Genomic DNA, 16,750 nt, shown 5'->3' on the forward strand with positions numbered 1-16,750 from the left:
GGAATAAGGGATAGTTAACCAAATAGGAATTTCTCTCCAATCTGAGCAATTATAGGTTTTTCATTTTATGAATCATGTCTATCATGTCCGGAGCCTTGAAAATGGCATTTCCTGCCACAAGCACATCAGCACCGGCATCGACCAGCTGTTTACCTGTCTCCAGATTTACACCGCCATCCACCTCTATCAGTGCTTTTGAGTCTGTTTCTTTTATCAATTCTCTTAACTGACGGACTTTATTCAAAGTGTTTGGAATAAATTTCTGTCCTCCGAAACCCGGATTTACACTCATAAGAAGAACCATGTCAAGATCGGCAATAATATCTCTCAGTGCAGACACCGGAGTAGCAGGATTAAGTGTGACACCGGCTTTCATGCCATTGTCTTTTATCATCTGTATCACACGATGAAGGTGCGGACAAGTTTCATAATGTACATTCATCATCATTGAACCCAAGGCCTTTACTTCTTTTATGAACTTTTCGGGCTGTACAATCATAAGATGAACGTCAAGAGGTTTGTTGCAAAGTCTAGACACGTATTCCAGGACAGGGAAGCCGAATGATATATTTGGAACGAATACTCCGTCCATTATATCAATATGCAACCAGTCCGCCTCACTGCGGTTTATCTTGTCCAAATCATCTTTCAGACAACCGAAATCGGCCGACAGCAAAGATGGAGAAATCAAAACTTTATTCATTTCAGAACTATTATATATTAGTATAAGAACAAAGATATGAATTCTTTTCCGAAATAAAAAGCACAATGCATGGCTAATATTGTTTAGCGACATCACAAGACCACAAAAAATAAGTGAACAAGACATGAAGGCTGTGTCTCCAGTACTTGTTCACTACTTTTCACTTGTTGTTCAAATAAGATATATAGAGTTATTATTTGTTCAGATTAAACCTTAGTCCCAACTGAAGATTAAAGTTGAAAGGCTTGTCCTTGCGGATAGTTATAATGTCCGTATTATCGTCAAAATAATATATCATACCCGGTTCAAGATACAGGCTCAACAATTTATTGAAGTTTGCCTGCAAACCTACCGATGCGAGAACAGAGAATTGCAACGGTTTCACATCCAGCTTCTCATTTCCGAAACTTTTCCTGTTATTATCATCCACGCAAACTGTCTCTACCGAACCTGAAACACACTTCTCCATCATACCGCCTGCCGAAGCATAAAAAGAAAAAATGCTGTTACTCCATACAGAGCGCTGCACCTTCAAAGGGATACCCACATAATGAAGCTTTTGCTTGTCCTCGATATATGATTTTGCCCCGGAGCGCAATTCAGAATAAAGGTAAGTATAATTAAGTCCGGACTCCAACGCCCAATGCTCATTCAGATTCCATTTGACTGATGCTCCTACAGTGACCGGCATATGATGTTTTATATCCGTATATGTCTGTCTTCCCATGTTATTGAACAACATCTGACTGTATGAAGCCGTTGCATCAGAAACCTCACCTACCACAACATCGTTTACCTGCGATACAGACTTTGTAGGTATAGCCAGACGCGACATACCACTGAAGCTGTTACTTGAAGAATAAGGTATATTGCCTGTCATCACGCCAAGCTGAACGCCGCTACCTTTACTGCGTTTGCTATCCGACATAGCCAGATAAGAAGCATTGCGTCTCACTGTTTCACGGTCTTCCCTCATTCTTTTCATTCTGTTCTCCTTTATCGAAGCTTCATCCTCTGCATCTACTTCTTTTTTAAGTTCAGAATCCGTGCTTTCAGTGTCAACAGTCTGTATATTTTCAGATAGAGCAATGCGGGCAACGTTCAGACTATCGGCATTATTACCTGAAGCCAAGTTTACAATGGTTTTCGATGAATAATTTACAGCCTCAGCTTGTAGCTGTTTGTCACTACTCTCCACAGTCTGAACCTCCTGGATGACATTATCGGATTTATATTCCTGACGTATTTCATTATTATCCGTCAACGCCGAATTTACCTCTTTCAATTCGGAATCGGTACTCCAATACCATACCGAGACACTTGATATCGCCAATACCAAAGCGGCAGCCGCGGCAACAGACGTCCATTTTCTCCACATCGGTATAACCTTTGGAGCCGGAGTCGATATTTCAGATTCTATCTTCTCCCATAAGCCAACAGGGAGAGGCTCCGAATAGTTGTCCATCCGGCTACGAATATCATTTATCCATTTGTCTTTCATTTCATTCATAAGCTCTTCCTGTATTCATTAATTTTTTTCATTAACAATGTCTTTGCTCTATAAAACTGCGACGACGAAGTATGTTCTGATATACCAAGCATGGCAGCTATCTCCTTGTGGCTTTTCTCTTCGAATACGAACAGATTGAAAACCGTTCTATAGCCGTCCGGCAATTCCTTTATCATCCTCATTAATTCCTTGTTCGGAATATTGTTCACATCACCGTCATCGTCAAGCTGCGTATCGGGCAATTGCTCCACCAAGGTTTCCTGTTGCATCTGAACATTTTTTTTTCTCAGATAGCCAAGCGCCTCATTCACCATCACCCTGGAAAGCCAAGCCTTTAACGAACCGTCGCCTAAGAATTTAAACTGGCCTATAGACTGATATATCCTAATCATGCCATCATGAAAAACGTCCTGGGCTGTATCACGGTCGCCAATATACCGAAGACATATAGCCAATAGCTGACCACCATAAACCTCATAAAGCCGTTTTCTGGCATACGGGTCCGCATCCACACATTTTAAAGCTAATTCTTCTTCGGTCATATTTGATTTTTTGTTCTAATTATATAATGTAGTGATAGCAAAATTACTGCTTTATGTAACACAATTTTTTTTATTCTTTTTTTTTAACATGAATATATGCAGTAATCAACACTATGACACATTTTCAAGACAAAGAATCGTAAATCACACATAATATGAAACTTAAACATAAAATAATCAGTATTATCGGACTTTGCGCTTTTGGTATTTATATGTCATCATGCCTTGACAACGAGAAATACCCGGAACTGCATTCCACAATGGGAACTATCACAGATATAGAGACCCCGTCAATAGAATCCGACTCTTATGGAAAACTCTTACCGCAAAACCCTGATATTATAAAGATGTATGATGCTGACAGCATAGGACAAAGGGTTCTTGTCAGTTTAAGCTTTCCTAACGCTGAAGAAAAGAATAAAGAAGATTCAGGAAAAGAAGTTACTATATACGATTTTTATAAGGTCCTGACCAAAAAGGCAAACGACACAAGAAATCAGGATAGCGAGCCTATAGAAAACTTCGGAGAAGATATAATAAACATTACAAGTGCCTATATAAGCAAAGAGCACTTGAATATTGAGTTTAATATCAATGGCAATAACGAAACAATCCCTCACCGTATCAGTCTGCTTCTTACAGAAGAAACAAAGATAGACGATGAAGGATTGGTATATGTGGAGTTAAGACATAACAAAAACTCCGACTATGGAAACAAACTCTACTGGGGAGTTGTTTCATACACATTATCAAGTATTCCTGAATACAATGACACTGATTTTAAAGGATTCAGAATATCTTACATGAGTTCAGACAACACTAAATCGGAAATTACAGTAAAGAAACAGGAATCAAATCAGGACAGTGCTGTCAGAAGCATGAAATCCACGCAGGAAATCGGCTACAGGCATTCGCTTTTTGCCGGCCAACTGCAATGACAACACATTGACATATCCATCTGTAGAAGCGACATGCAGATAAGTTTTATTGTCTGTTACTATGCTTCCTGGTTTATATTCATGATTGCAGAAAATCTTTTCTGTCTCAAATATCTTCAGCATGACCGGAGCTGAATCGCCCTGATGAAGTTCCGTCCATGCTGCAGGATATGGCGACAATCCTCTAACGAAGTCATACACTTTCTTTACTCCGGCATTCCAGTCTATACGGCATGTTTCCTTGAAAATCTTAGGAGCCGGACGCAATTCCTCAACTTTTACCAGTTCTTCCTGAGGAGTGGTCTTCACGTTTCCTTCAAGTATTGCATCAACAGTTTTCAGAACCAAGTCACCTCCAAGCATCATCAGCTTGTCATAGACTACTTCCACATTGTCTGTATCGGCGATAGGTACTCTTACCTGGTCTATAATCTCGCCGGTGTCTATCTCATGTTTCAGGAAGAATGTTGTTATACCGGTTTCTGTATCACCGTTTATCACAGCCCAGTTTATAGGAGCAGCTCCTCTGTACTGAGGAAGCAATGACGCATGCAGATTGAATGTCCCCATAGGAGGCATGTTCCATACCACTTCAGGCAACATCCTGAAAGCAACGACAATCTGCAAATCGGCCTTCAACGAACGAAGTTCCTCTACGAAAGCCTCATCTTTAAGCTTCTCAGGCTGCAACACCTTCAATCCCTGCGACACCGCATACTGCTTTACCGGACTAGGCTGAAGGACACTGCCATGACGTCCCATTGGTTTGTCAGGCATAGTAATCACAGCCACAACGTTATATCCACCTACCACAAGTCTGCGCAAGCTTTCAACCGCAAACTCTGGAGTACCCATATATACTATACGCAAATCTTTCTTTTCCATAATCATAAGTTTATTCTGCCGAGAAGTCAACAAGCACCTGACGGTAAGTGTTAAGCATCTTCGACTTTGAAACAAATCCTTTATATTTATTATCCTCATCCACTACCGGAAGATTCCAGGCCTTTGTAGAATCGAATTTCTCCATCACCTCTTCCATGGAATCCGTGGTGACAAGTTTTGCCTTCGGAACAGTCATAAAACTTTCCACAGTATATCTGTGATACAACTCCTGACGGAACATTATATTTCTTATGTCGTCAAGATTGACTATTCCTATGAGCTCGTCATTGGCATCTATCACAGGGAACATGTTTCTGCTGGATTTTGAGATAACCTTCACCATCTGTCCCAAATCCATTTCAGGCTTTACGGTAAGGAAATCTGTTTCCATTATGCTCTCTATATTCATCATTGTAAGCACAGCCTTGTCCTTGTGATGTGTGATAAGTTCACCTTTCTTTGCCAGACGCATGGAATAGATACTGTGTGGCTCGAACACCTTAATGGTGAGGTATGCAAAAACCGAAACTATCATAAGCGGAAGGAACAATCCGTATCCTCCGGTAAGTTCGGCAATCAGGAATACACCGGTAAGCGGCGCATGCATAACCCCGGACATAAGTCCAGCCATACCCATAAGAGCAAAGTTTTTCTCAGGTATATACGTACTTCCTATATTGAATTCATTGCATAAATGCGAAAATACAAATCCGGCTATACATCCCAGGAACAGACTTGGTGCAAATATACCACCGCATCCTCCACCACCATTGGTCGCACTTGAAGCAAATACCTTGAACAGGATGATAAGCAACAGATATACCACTAAAAGACTACTGTGTCCATAGAACAATGAATTATTCATCACCGTATCCCATTCGGCGCTCGACGTTCCGTTAAGAAGAAGTGAAATAGTGTCATAACCTTCACCGTACAGAGGCGGGAAAAGGAATATCAGCACACTAAGCATTATACCGCCAAGTACAAACTTGGAGTAAGGACTTGAGAATCGTCTGAAAATATTCTCTATCCAGTTCATGGAACGTGTGAAATACCATGCTATCAAGCCGCAGAACACTCCCAACGCTATAGCGTATGGAATACGCTCAAGGGCAAAAGGATAGTCAAGTGTAAACTGGAACATAGCCTCTGTTCCTGTGAGCAGATAAGACATACATGCCGCCGTGACACTTGAAATCAGCAATGGCAACAAAGAAGCCATTGTCAGGTCGAACATAAGAACTTCAAGCGTAAACACCAGTCCGGCTATAGGTGCCTTGAATATTCCTGACACAGCGCCTGCGGCACCGCAACCTAAAAGCAACATAAGAGTCTTATGATCCATACGGAACATGCTTCCAAGATTAGAACCTATGGCAGAACCGGTAAGGACTATAGGCGCCTCGGCACCGACAGATCCACCACAACCGATGGTTATTGCTGACGCACATACGGACGACCATACATTATGTCCCTTTATCCTACTCTGACGACGCGAAATGGCATACAAAATCTTAGTCACACCATGACTGATATCATCGCGAACAATATATCTGATGAACAGTCCGGTTATGAAAATTCCGGCTACCGGATAGACCAGATACAGCCAGTTGGCACCTGTTGTATCAAAGTTTTCAGTAAGGAATTCCTTTATATACTCTACAAGGAATTTCAGGACAAAAGCAGCCAGAGCAGTAAAGATACCTACCAGGAAACTAAGTATGAGTATGAACTGCTTATCGGTGATATGCTTTTCTCTCCACTTTAGAAAACTCTGCAAAAAAGAAAATTTTTCCTTAGTCTTCATTCTCCAGCAAATTTATATCAACTATTCTCTGATAACTTTTACAGTACCACCCTTTCCGAGCTTTATTATACTTGAAGGTTTTGCAGGACCGGTCTCATCTCTTCTGTAATCTACGATGTAGTCAACCGCATTCTTTATTTCCTCGCTTATTTCACTGAACACAGCCGGTGCAGGCTGACCGCTTATATTCGCAGATGTAGAAACAATAGCTTTCTTGAATCTGAAACACAGCTGTTTTGAAAATTCCTCTGATGTAACCCTTATACCCACACTGCCGTCTTCTGCAATAAGATTAGGTGCCAGATTTCTGGCTCCGTCGTAAATTATAGTAAGCGGTTTTGTAGTCATATCTATAAGATCCCATGCTACACTAGGAACATCGCTTACATAAGATTCCACTTTTACAGGACTATCTACAAGCACCAGCATAGCTTTGCTGTCTGCCCTGCGTTTAATTTCGAAAACTTTCTTTACCGCTTCTTCATTTGTGGCGTCGCAACCTATACCCCACACTGTATCTGTAGGATATAGAATAACTCCACCTTTGTACATGACGTCGCATGCCTTTTTAATTTCATCGTTCATCATAAGCCCAATATAATTATTTGTGTGTCTGAACTATCTGTGTCGGAGCCATTTCCGCATTACGCTTTTCTGTCTGCTCCACCACATTCTTGGCAAGTTCTATAAATGCCTGGCCTGTTATAGAATCCTCATTGAGAGCTACAGGAGTACCGTTGTCTCCACCTTCGCAAATGCTCTGTACGATAGGAATCTGTCCCAACAAAGGAACATTCAGTTCTTCTGCAAGTCTCTTTGTTCCTTCCTTTCCGAACAGATAATACTTGTTTTCAGGAAGTTCGGCAGGAGTAAACCAGGCCATATTTTCCACCAGACCAAGAATAGGTACATTCACCTTATCATTCTGATACATGTTTATACCCTTGCGCGCATCGGCCAATGCGACTTCCTGAGGTGTACTTACTATCACTGCACCTGTTATGGCCAAGTTCTGCAATAGAGTAAGATGAATATCGCTTGTTCCCGGAGGAGTGTCAAGAACGAAATAGTCAAGTTCCCCCCACTTGGCATCGCCTACAAGCTGTTTCAAGGCATTACTTGCCATAGCTCCACGCCAAAGTGTGGCCTGCTCAGGACTGACGAAAAATCCTATAGACAAAAGTTCGATACCGTACTTTTCCACCGGTACAATCAAATCACGTCCGCCAACTTCTTCTGCATATGGACGAGCGTCTTCCACCTGAAACATTTTAGGTACGGAAGGACCGAATATATCGGCATCAAGTAATCCAACCTTGTATCCCAATTTCGATAGAGCTACAGCTAGGTTTGCCGCTACAGTTGACTTACCTACACCACCCTTACCGGATGACACTGCAATAACATTTTTCACCTGTGGAAGGAGTTTACCAGGTTCAGGACGTGCCGCCTGCTTACTTTCAGTGGTGATTGTAACTTCTACTTCTTTAGAAACGTATGTATGGATAGCTGTTTCAGCCGATTTGACTACTGATTTCATAAACGGATCTGTAGGCTTTTCAAAAATAATAGAAAAGCTAACCTTCATTCCGTCAATACGAAGATTGTCTGCCACCATTTCGGCTTCAACAATATTTTTTCCGTTTCCCGGATAACGCACTGTTGAAAGCGCGTCAAGAATTAATTTTGGATATAGTGTCATATATTTTTTATTTAAACATCGTTTAAACAGTATTTAAAAACCATTTAAACGCCTATATAGTTATTTATAGAAAATCTTATTTACTTGTCTTCAGACCACTTCTTTTGCTGCGGTTATAACTTCTGTAATCATCAAGTTCTATTTCCACGTCCGGTTCCTTCAGTTCACCTTCCTGAGGCAATCTGAACTTGATATACTTGATATTCAAACCTCTGTCAAGCCACTGCTGTTCGTAATATGTACGAATGCTTAGAATATCATCATCCATACCCGAATGATAAAGGTCGTCAGTGATAAACTCTACAGGCAAGTTATTGGCTTCTATCATATATTTGGTATATGTAAACATGAAGTTACTGTCTGTTTTAAGATGTACGATTCCACCCGGGACAAGGAATTTCCTGTATCTTTCCATGAAATAAGTAGATGTAAGACGCTTTGTAGCCTTCTTCATCTGCGGATCGGAAAATGTAAGCCATATTTCGCTAACCTCGCCAGGTGCGAAGAAACGGTCTATAATTTCTATATTGGTACGCAGGAAAGCCGCATTTTTCAATCCTTCGTTAAGAGCCTCTGTTGCTCCTGTCCACATACGTGCCCCCTTTATATCAACCCCGATAAAATTCTTGTCTGAATATCGTCTTGCCAATCCTACGGTATATTCACCTCTACCACAACCCAATTCCAAAACGATAGGATTATCATTTTTGAAGAAATCACGGTTCCAGTTGCCCTTCATTTCAAAGTTCACTTCATCAACCACCGAATACGGATATTCGAACACATGCGGATATTCCGCCATATCTGCAAATTTAGCCAGTTTTCCTTTTCCCATGTTGAATAAAATCTTTTACAATGCAAATGTAATTCTTTTCAACGGATTTGACAACAAAACAGATAACCGGAAAATTTTAAAGCCTAATAAAAACACAATAAAGGCAGACAACTGAAAAACAGTCATCTGCCTTATCGTTTTTTAATTATCTAATATATAACTGTTATTCCTGAACCTGAGTATCTTCTGTCTGTGGTTCTGCAGGAGATTCTTCAATTACCAGGTTACGATAGATTACAGCGGTACATCCCATTGATATAATTACATATGCAATAACCAAACACAACATCAGCAAAACTCCCAATATTGGTATAAGGCCAAATATAGCTGATAATATACCATATATCAGACCTAAAACAAATTGCACACCAAAAATAGTCCACTTATATCCATATGTTGCCTTATTACTCTGAACCATAGCCTCGCCGGGAGCCACTCCCTTATCCAACAATATGTATATTGCCAAAGACCATCCTATAGAAATTACAATAGCCGGAATAACCATGAAGAAGAAAGCTGGAATGATAGCCATAGCCATCAAGCCTAACAGGGTGAAATACTCTCCCATAAATTTACGATACTTACTGTCAAAAATAAATACCGGAGATATCACTTTGCCTTTACTCAATTCAATAGGAATAGTAGTCATGGCAATGGTAGTACCCACATTTAAATATGGTATCCATATAGTAACTATCCACAAAACCGTTGCCACCAACAATGATACCGAGTTCTTCATACCCAATGAAATTCCCTCTGAGAGAACATTCATCACCGAAATCTTCTTCTGTGCTTCCATAATAAATTAGTTTAAATAATACTTTGATTACAAATATAAGATTTTAATTTACATTTTCCAACTGATATCTTTTTATTTAATAAAAAAGATAAATTATTCAGCGTTAAAATAACATTTAGAACAGCGAAAGCCTATGTATATTTATAAATCAAAGTAAATACAAAACTATTCTATTGCAAAACCTTTGCAAAGCGGGTTATAAGAAGTGAGACAATTGTCAATGAAATGCCAACCATAACAACGCCGGTCCATTGCATGTAGTGCCAGAATGATCCTGCCAGGAACGTACCTAAAGCACCGCCTACAAAATAGGTTGTCATAAATATGGTATTAACTCTGTTTGAAGCATTGGGAACAGAAGTCAGGACATAGGTCTGGTTACTCAATTGTACGCACTGCATACCTACATCCATGAGCATTATTCCGACTATAAATCCGGTATAGGTATTCTGCAAGAAATACATTATCCCCCACGCCACAATAATTATTATACATCCGATATAATTAAGTCTTTTAACTCCCAATATACGAACATAACGTCCAACAAGAGATGCCGTCAATGCTCCTGCAACACCACACAGTCCCATCATACCAATCACATTATTGCCTGCATACAAAGGTGCACCGCTTAATTTGAAAGCCAGACAAGCCCACAGACAAAGGAAACTTCCGAAGCACAATCCCGCACGTAAAGAAGAAAGCCTTATATCAGGACGCTGCCTGAAAATTTTCATCAATGACTGCATCAAATCTTTATATGTTCCTTTGTAATTGACTGTCATATCAGGAATAACCCTAACAACCACAAAGATACAAACGAACATTATTACTGCAGCAATATAATACATGGTACGCCATCCCCAATACTCTCCTACAATGCCGCTTATGACTCTTGAACCTAGGATTCCAGTAAGAAGTCCACTCACCAATACACCTACATTCTTCGATTTATGTTCCGGCTTCGAAAACTGTGACGCTATAGGTATGAATATCTGAGGCATTACAGAACAAATACCAGTAATTAATGACGAAGCCAAGACAAGTCCAATATTTCCTGACAGGGCAATTGATACCATAGAAAGAGAAAGTAACGAAAAATTCACCACAATGATATTGCGCCTGTTGTATAAATCGCCCAATGGAATTATAAACAACAAACCGCAGGCATATCCTATTTGAGTCACCATAGGGATAAGATTTGCAGTAAACTCACTAACCTTCAAATCACGACAAATGTCGTTTAACAACGGCTGGTTATAATATAAATTAGCCACAGCCAATCCTGAAATTATCGCCAATATCAATAGCAGATAGCCAGGAATACCTTCATTCTCTATCAGTTTCTTTTTCATGCTGCAAACTTATACAAAAATAAATCATCAAATACACATAACAACAGAAAAAATATAATCAAACGCATTTATAGAAAAATTAGTGTTAACTTTACAAAGAAAAAATATTAATATTTATGATAAACAAAATCTTTAAACGCCTGATAATACTGGCTGCATTTATAGCGCCTATACATTTGTATGCAGCACGAATTGACACATTGAGTGTAAAAAGTGAAAAAATGAATAAGGAAATCGAAGTAGTTGTAATAGTACCCGACAAAGCTATCAACCATCAGGAATGTCCGACATTGTATCTGCTACATGGATATAGCGGAAATGCCCGTACATGGATAAACATAAAGCCTGAGCTTCCTGAAATGGCAGACAAGGATGGAATAATAGTAGTTTGTCCGGACGGTGAAAACAGCTGGTACTGGGATAGCCCCACTAATCAGGACAGCCAGTTCGAGACTTTTGTATCGAAAGAACTGGTGAATTATATTGACTCTAATTACTGTACTGTGAAAAACAGGAATGGAAGAGCAATTACCGGATTAAGCATGGGAGGTCATGGAGGACTATGGCTATCAATAAGGCATAAAGACATATTCGGAGGAGGAGGAGCAACAAGTGGCGGCGTTGACATACGACCTTTTCCAAACAACTGGGAAATGAAAAAGCAATTGGGAGAACGCGACACAAACAAGGAAGTTTGGGACAACCATACTGTTATCACGCAATTGGATAAAATCAACAATGGTGACCTTGCAATAATTTTCGATTGCGGAACAAGTGATTTTTTCTTTGAAGTAAACAATAATCTACACGCGGAATTACTGAAACGCGGAATAAACCACGATTATATCACTCGTCCAGGAGCTCACGACAGCAAATATTGGAACAATTCAATAGAATACCAATGGCTTTATTTCAGTAAATTCTTTAAAGGATACAAATCAAAATAATAAAAAAAGCGATGGACTAAAATCACTAAATTGTCCATCGCTTTTTCTATAAGCTCTTTTGTTATCAGCATTCTATGATAACTGACTTGCGAGCCGGAATAACAATATTCTCAGTCAAATCAATTGTCTTTCCGCTGGCAATTTCTCTCCCCATAACACTTTCATTCACAAGTCCTTTAAAATGGTTATTCATTAGGATCTGCTCGTTGTCTGTGCTGTTTAAAACAATAAGTTCTGTTCTACCTTCCTCTGTACGTGCATAAACATAAAGTCCCTGCTGAGGAACATGATACTTTACAGTTCTTTTTGTTGTCATAATTTAGTTGTTTAGTTTAATTCGGGCGCAAAGATATTTCAATATTACAATTCGGTTAAAAACGGTCCTGCTAAAAAATACTTAATCAAACAACTTTTTGATATATATCAATTAATTATAATCTTTACAAACATAAAAAACAGGCAAACTACACATAAAGCAGTCTGCCTGTTTTTATTTTAAACCGTTGATTATATACGTTTTAGATCAGGAATCCGAGCAAGATACCGGCAGCTACAGCCGATCCGATAACACCTGCTACGTTAGGACCCATTGCATGCATCAACAAATAGTTGCTTGGATCATATTCCAAACCTACAATCTGAGATATACGCGCTGAATCAGGTACGGCCGATACTCCGGCATTACCGATAAGCGGATTAATCTTATTGTCTTTCTTCAGGAACAAATTGAAGAACTTGACGAACAATACACCTGAAGCTGTTGCTATGATAAATGACAAAGCACCAAGTGCAAAAATAAAGATTGAATCACGAGTCAGGAACTCAGAAGCCTGAGTAGATGCACCAACTGTAAGTCCCAACAGGATAGTGATAGTATCAATCAGCGGACCGCGGGCAGTCTCTGCAAGACGACGTGTAACTCCACTTTCCTTCAACAGGTTACCGAAGAACAACATTCCCAACAATGGAAGACCTGAAGGTACAAGGAAACATGTTAGCAACAGACCTACTATAGGGAACATCACCTTTTCTGTATGCGAAACGGCACGAGGAGCTTTCATACGGATAAGACGTTCTTTCTTTGTTGTGAGCAGACGCATGATAGGCGGCTGAATCACAGGGACGAGAGCCATGTAAGAATATGCCGAAACCGCAATCGCACCCATCAGGTTAGGAGCCAGTTTGGATGAAAGGAAGATGGCTGTCGGACCGTCCGCACCACCGATAATACCGATAGCAGCTGCCTGCATAGGGTCGAAACCGAATTCTAACGCAAGCATATATGCTCCGAATATACCAAACTGTGCGGCAGCACCGATAAGCATCAGTTTTGGATTTGATATCAAGGCTGAGAAGTCTGTCATGGCGCCGATACCCAAGAAAATAAGAGGCGGATACCATCCAGAAGTTACACCTTGATATAAAATGTTAAGTACAGAGCCTTCCTCATAAAGACCAACCTTAAGACCAGCTTCCATATTGAAAGGAATATTACCAACCAAAATACCGAAACCTATAGGAATCAGCAACATAGGCTCAAATTCCTTCGCAACTGCCAGATATATGAAGAATATGCCGACCAATATCATTATCAGATGCTGAGGAGTAGCATTGAAAAAGCCGGTATATGTCCAGAAATCTGCCAGATTATTCTGCAAAAAACTAACAAATTCTCCCATATCATTCAACAATTATAAGGTCAGTACCTTCAAGAATAGATTCACCTTTACTTACTTTGATAGAAGTAACTTTACCGTCACGGTCGGACTTGATATCATTTTCCATCTTCATTGCTTCAAGAACGAGCAAAGTCTGACCACGTTTTACAGTATCGCCTTCCTTTACCTTTATATCAAGAATTACTCCTGGCAGAGGAGATTTGATTCCTGATTTGCTTCCAGCTACAACAGGACGAGACACTGCAGGTGGCGGAGCGGCAGGAGTAGTAGCTGCTGTACGAACTACCGGCTTGATTTTAGGTGTTGCTGATTTTTCCAGTTCTACGGTATATGAAGTTCCATTAACTTCTACCTTTACATTGTTGTCTTGTATATCTCCAACAGTAACCTTATATAAGTTACCGTTTATCTTATATTTATATTCTTTCATACGATTAAATTTTATCAAAGTTATTTCTTGTTCGGAGTTTCACGCAAAGTATAAATCTTAGAACTCCATGGCGAGTAACTGCGTTTTACGCGGCTTATTGTAAGGATAGTTTCTTCCACATCGTGATCAGCACCCTGAGCTTCGTGCAATGCCATAGATATCGCGGCAATAACTTCTCCTGGAGCTTCACCTAGTTTCATTTCCTTAGCTTCCTTATGGTCTGTCACATTCTGTGCTTTCATAGCGTTACGCTTACGCAAAGCAATTGCAGCCTTACCGACAAACTTAAAGCAAATATAAAGCAGAATCAGACCTATAAATACGACTGCCATAGCCGAAATCGCCATACCCACACCAACAGGATCGTGCTGTTCGAACTTATCCATTTTAGGATTACTTTCTATAGTCTTGTTGTTTGTGCTAGGTGTAACATATTTCTCGGCACTGTCATCCTTCACTTCCCATTCGTTCAAGCCATCGCTCACACGGGCATACGAATAGTTTTCTTTAAGTACACCTGCCGGAACAATAACCTGATCAAGAAGCTTCTTGCCAGAATCATAAAGTCCAATCCAGTTTTCGTTTGTTTTGCTCAAAACAAAATTTGTGTGGAAAGTACCACGACGCGGTGCACCGTCCGCCCAAAACAATGTGTGTTGGCGAGGTTTCAAAAGAGTCAACACATCACCTTTTGGAATAAAATAAGTGGCAGTATCACCCGGCTGTGAGCTTACACGGAGCAAGCATCCTGCCAAATCGGCGCTGCTATACGATTTGTTGAATATTTCTATCCATCCGCTGTGCAATCCGTAATCATCCTGGAAGTTACTCTGATTATCGACAAGCACTTCATTGATGACTACCTTATTGTTAGGCTTTTGTTCCTTGCAGGACGAAAAAGCCACCAACAGCATCAAAGAAAGGAACATTCCGATATTAAGTTTTCTCATCATATTTTCAGATTTTAATTTATTACAAAGGAATATTACCGTGTTTCTTCGACGGATTAGTAAGTTTCTTGGTCTGCAACTGCTGCAATGCACGTATAATGCGGAAACGGGTATTACGAGGCTCAATCACGTCATCGATATAACCATATTTTGCAGCATTATAAGGATTAGCAAACAGTTTAGTGTATTCAGCTTCTTTTTCAGCCATAAATGCCTTAGGATCTTCAGCTTCCTTGGCTTCTTTAGCATAAAGCACTTCTACTGCACCTGCACCACCCATCACGGCAATTTCGGCAGTAGGCCATGCATAGTTCATATCACCGCGCAACTGCTTACAGCTCATCACGATGTGTGAACCACCATACGACTTACGCAATGTGATAGTAACCTTAGGCACTGTAGCCTCACCGTATGCATAAAGCAATTTAGCTCCATGAAGAATAACCGCATTGTATTCCTGACCAGTACCAGGCAAGAATCCAGGAACGTCAACAAGCGAAACAATAGGAATATTGAAAGCGTCGCAGAAACGAACGAAACGTGCTCCCTTACGTGACGCATTGCAGTCAAGCACACCTGCAAGGAATTTAGGCTGATTGGCAACAATACCTACAGACTGTCCGTTGAAACGTGCAAAACCGATAATGATATTCTTTGCAAAGTCTCTCTGAACTTCAAGGAACTCACCATTATCTACAATAGCACCGATAACTTCGTACATATCGTAAGCCTTGTTCGCGCTGTCAGGGATAATCTCGTTAAGAGAATCTTCCAGACGGTCAATTGGGTCTGTACAATCTACATATGGAGCCTCTTCAAGGTTGTTCTGAGGAATATAGCTCAGAAGTTTACGGATCAATGCCAGACCTTCTTCTTCTGTAGAAGCAGTGAAATGAGTAACTCCGGAACGTGTTGAGTGTACGCTAGCACCGCCAAGGTCTTCCTGTGACACATCCTCACCAGTCACTGTCTTGACAACCTTAGGACCTGTTAGGAACATATAAGATGTACCTTCCATCATAAGAGTAAAGTCAGTCAAAGCAGGAGAATAAACAGCACCGCCGGCACAAGGACCGAAGATACCGGAAATCTGAGGAATGACACCCGAAGCAAGAATATTGCGCTGGAAAATTTCGGCATAACCGGCCAAAGCGTTTATACCTTCCTGGATACGTGCACCACCCGAGTCATTAAGTCCGATACATGGAGCACCCATTTTCATGGCCATATCCATCACCTTACATATTTTCTGCGACATTGTTTCAGACAGCGAACCTGCAGACACAGTGAAATCCTGTGCAAATACATATACCAATCGTCCTTCTATAGTACCGTAACCGGTAACGACACCGTCGCCAAGATAATGTTTCTTGTCCATTCCGAAGTTTGTACAACGGTGTTTTACGAACATATCCAGTTCTTCAAAGCTGCCTTCATCAAGCAACATAGAGATACGTTCACGTGCTGTATATTTACCTTTAGCGTGCTGTTTTTCAATAGCTTTTTCGCCACCGCCCAAACGAGCCTGGGCACGTAACTCAATAAGCTCCTTTACTTTTTCCAATTGATTACTCATAGTTATAAGTATTTTTAAAGTTTATAATAACATTAGTCGGATTAGCGATATTCCATACAATACAAATTGAAGAGTCGGCTTACATATTAAATATG

17 protein-coding genes are annotated in these 16,750 nt (G+C 40.3%); 2 read left to right on the forward strand and 15 right to left on the reverse strand.

What is annotated here, in order from left to right; all coding sequences use genetic code 11:
* Positions 1 to 49: 49 nt before the first annotated feature.
* From rpe to NW213_RS12320, 3 genes are all read right to left on the reverse strand, one after another.
* The gene (gene rpe, locus NW213_RS12310; RefSeq protein WP_258322953.1) at positions 50 to 703 is read right to left on the reverse strand and encodes a ribulose-phosphate 3-epimerase; all 654 of its coding nucleotides are present in this window, start codon (positions 701 to 703) and stop codon (positions 50 to 52) included.
* Positions 704 to 896: 193 nt separating this feature from the next.
* On the reverse strand, positions 897 to 2,213 hold the full coding sequence (locus tag NW213_RS12315; RefSeq protein ID WP_235339453.1) for an outer membrane beta-barrel protein: 1,317 nt from the start codon (positions 2,211 to 2,213) through the stop codon (positions 897 to 899).
* Entirely contained in the window at positions 2,210 to 2,755 is a 546-nt protein-coding gene (locus NW213_RS12320) for an RNA polymerase sigma factor (RefSeq protein WP_204392757.1), read from the reverse strand. Before NW213_RS12320 ends, NW213_RS12315 begins: the two co-directional genes overlap by 4 nt.
* A 155-nt stretch (positions 2,756 to 2,910) precedes the next feature.
* Between NW213_RS12320 and NW213_RS12325 the strand changes: the two genes are divergently transcribed.
* A complete protein-coding gene (locus NW213_RS12325) occupies positions 2,911 to 3,693 on the forward strand; it encodes a NigD-like C-terminal domain-containing protein (protein ID WP_204392759.1) in 783 nt (260 codons plus the stop codon).
* Here NW213_RS12325 and fmt read toward each other — a convergent pair.
* The 7 genes from fmt to NW213_RS12360 all read right to left on the reverse strand — a co-directional run bounded on the left by fmt (position 3,607) and on the right by NW213_RS12360 (position 11,073).
* Entirely contained in the window at positions 3,607 to 4,578 is a 972-nt protein-coding gene (gene fmt / locus NW213_RS12330; protein ID WP_204392761.1) for a methionyl-tRNA formyltransferase, read from the reverse strand. The two genes, NW213_RS12325 and fmt, sit on opposite strands and share 87 nt — an antisense overlap.
* Positions 4,579 to 4,588: 10 nt before the next feature.
* Entirely contained in the window at positions 4,589 to 6,385 is a 1,797-nt protein-coding gene (locus NW213_RS12335) for a chloride channel protein (protein WP_154044636.1), read from the reverse strand.
* A 21-nt stretch (positions 6,386 to 6,406) separates the two neighbouring features.
* The gene (locus tag NW213_RS12340) at positions 6,407 to 6,970 is read right to left on the reverse strand and encodes an L-threonylcarbamoyladenylate synthase (protein WP_154044658.1); all 564 of its coding nucleotides are present in this window, start codon (positions 6,968 to 6,970) and stop codon (positions 6,407 to 6,409) included.
* Positions 6,971 to 6,986: 16 nt separating this feature from the next.
* On the reverse strand, positions 6,987 to 8,087 hold the full coding sequence (locus tag NW213_RS12345; RefSeq protein ID WP_154044637.1) for an Mrp/NBP35 family ATP-binding protein: 1,101 nt from the start codon (positions 8,085 to 8,087) through the stop codon (positions 6,987 to 6,989).
* Between the two features lie 76 nt (positions 8,088 to 8,163).
* On the reverse strand, positions 8,164 to 8,922 hold the full coding sequence (gene trmB / locus NW213_RS12350) for a tRNA (guanosine(46)-N7)-methyltransferase TrmB (protein ID WP_154044638.1): 759 nt from the start codon (positions 8,920 to 8,922) through the stop codon (positions 8,164 to 8,166).
* Positions 8,923 to 9,085: 163 nt separating this feature from the next.
* The gene (locus NW213_RS12355; protein ID WP_258322954.1) at positions 9,086 to 9,721 is read right to left on the reverse strand and encodes a hypothetical protein; all 636 of its coding nucleotides are present in this window, start codon (positions 9,719 to 9,721) and stop codon (positions 9,086 to 9,088) included.
* 170 nt (positions 9,722 to 9,891) lie between these two features.
* Complete coding sequence (locus tag NW213_RS12360; protein WP_258322955.1) at positions 9,892 to 11,073, reverse strand: MFS transporter; 1,182 nt, start codon at positions 11,071 to 11,073, stop codon at positions 9,892 to 9,894.
* Positions 11,074 to 11,189: 116 nt separating this feature from the next.
* Between NW213_RS12360 and NW213_RS12365 the strand changes: the two genes are divergently transcribed.
* Positions 11,190 to 12,020, forward strand: a complete 831-nt coding sequence (locus tag NW213_RS12365) for an alpha/beta hydrolase family protein (protein ID WP_258322956.1) — start codon at positions 11,190 to 11,192, stop codon at positions 12,018 to 12,020.
* Positions 12,021 to 12,084: 64 nt separating this feature from the next.
* Here the strand turns inward: NW213_RS12365 and NW213_RS12370 are convergent, their stop codons facing one another.
* The 5 genes from NW213_RS12370 to NW213_RS12390 form a co-directional block, all read right to left on the reverse strand.
* Positions 12,085 to 12,336: a cyclomaltodextrinase C-terminal domain-containing protein gene (locus NW213_RS12370; RefSeq protein ID WP_154044642.1), complete on the reverse strand. Its 252-nt coding sequence runs from the start codon at positions 12,334 to 12,336 to the stop codon at positions 12,085 to 12,087.
* A gap of 202 nt (positions 12,337 to 12,538) precedes the next feature.
* Entirely contained in the window at positions 12,539 to 13,699 is a 1,161-nt protein-coding gene (locus NW213_RS12375; protein ID WP_235339448.1) for a sodium ion-translocating decarboxylase subunit beta, read from the reverse strand.
* Between the two features lies 1 nt (position 13,700).
* Positions 13,701 to 14,129, reverse strand: coding sequence for a biotin/lipoyl-containing protein (locus NW213_RS12380; RefSeq protein ID WP_204392771.1), 429 nt, complete (start codon positions 14,127 to 14,129; stop codon positions 13,701 to 13,703).
* A 20-nt stretch (positions 14,130 to 14,149) separates the two neighbouring features.
* Entirely contained in the window at positions 14,150 to 15,079 is a 930-nt protein-coding gene (locus tag NW213_RS12385) for an OadG family transporter subunit (RefSeq protein WP_204392811.1), read from the reverse strand.
* A 22-nt stretch (positions 15,080 to 15,101) separates the two neighbouring features.
* On the reverse strand, positions 15,102 to 16,655 hold the full coding sequence (locus NW213_RS12390) for an acyl-CoA carboxylase subunit beta (protein ID WP_154044645.1): 1,554 nt from the start codon (positions 16,653 to 16,655) through the stop codon (positions 15,102 to 15,104).
* Between the last annotated feature and the right edge of the window lie 95 nt (positions 16,656 to 16,750).

The sequence above is a fragment of the Bacteroides sp. ET336 genome (assembly GCF_024733815.1).
GTDB lineage: Bacteria > Bacteroidota > Bacteroidia > Bacteroidales > Bacteroidaceae > Phocaeicola > Phocaeicola cellulolyticus.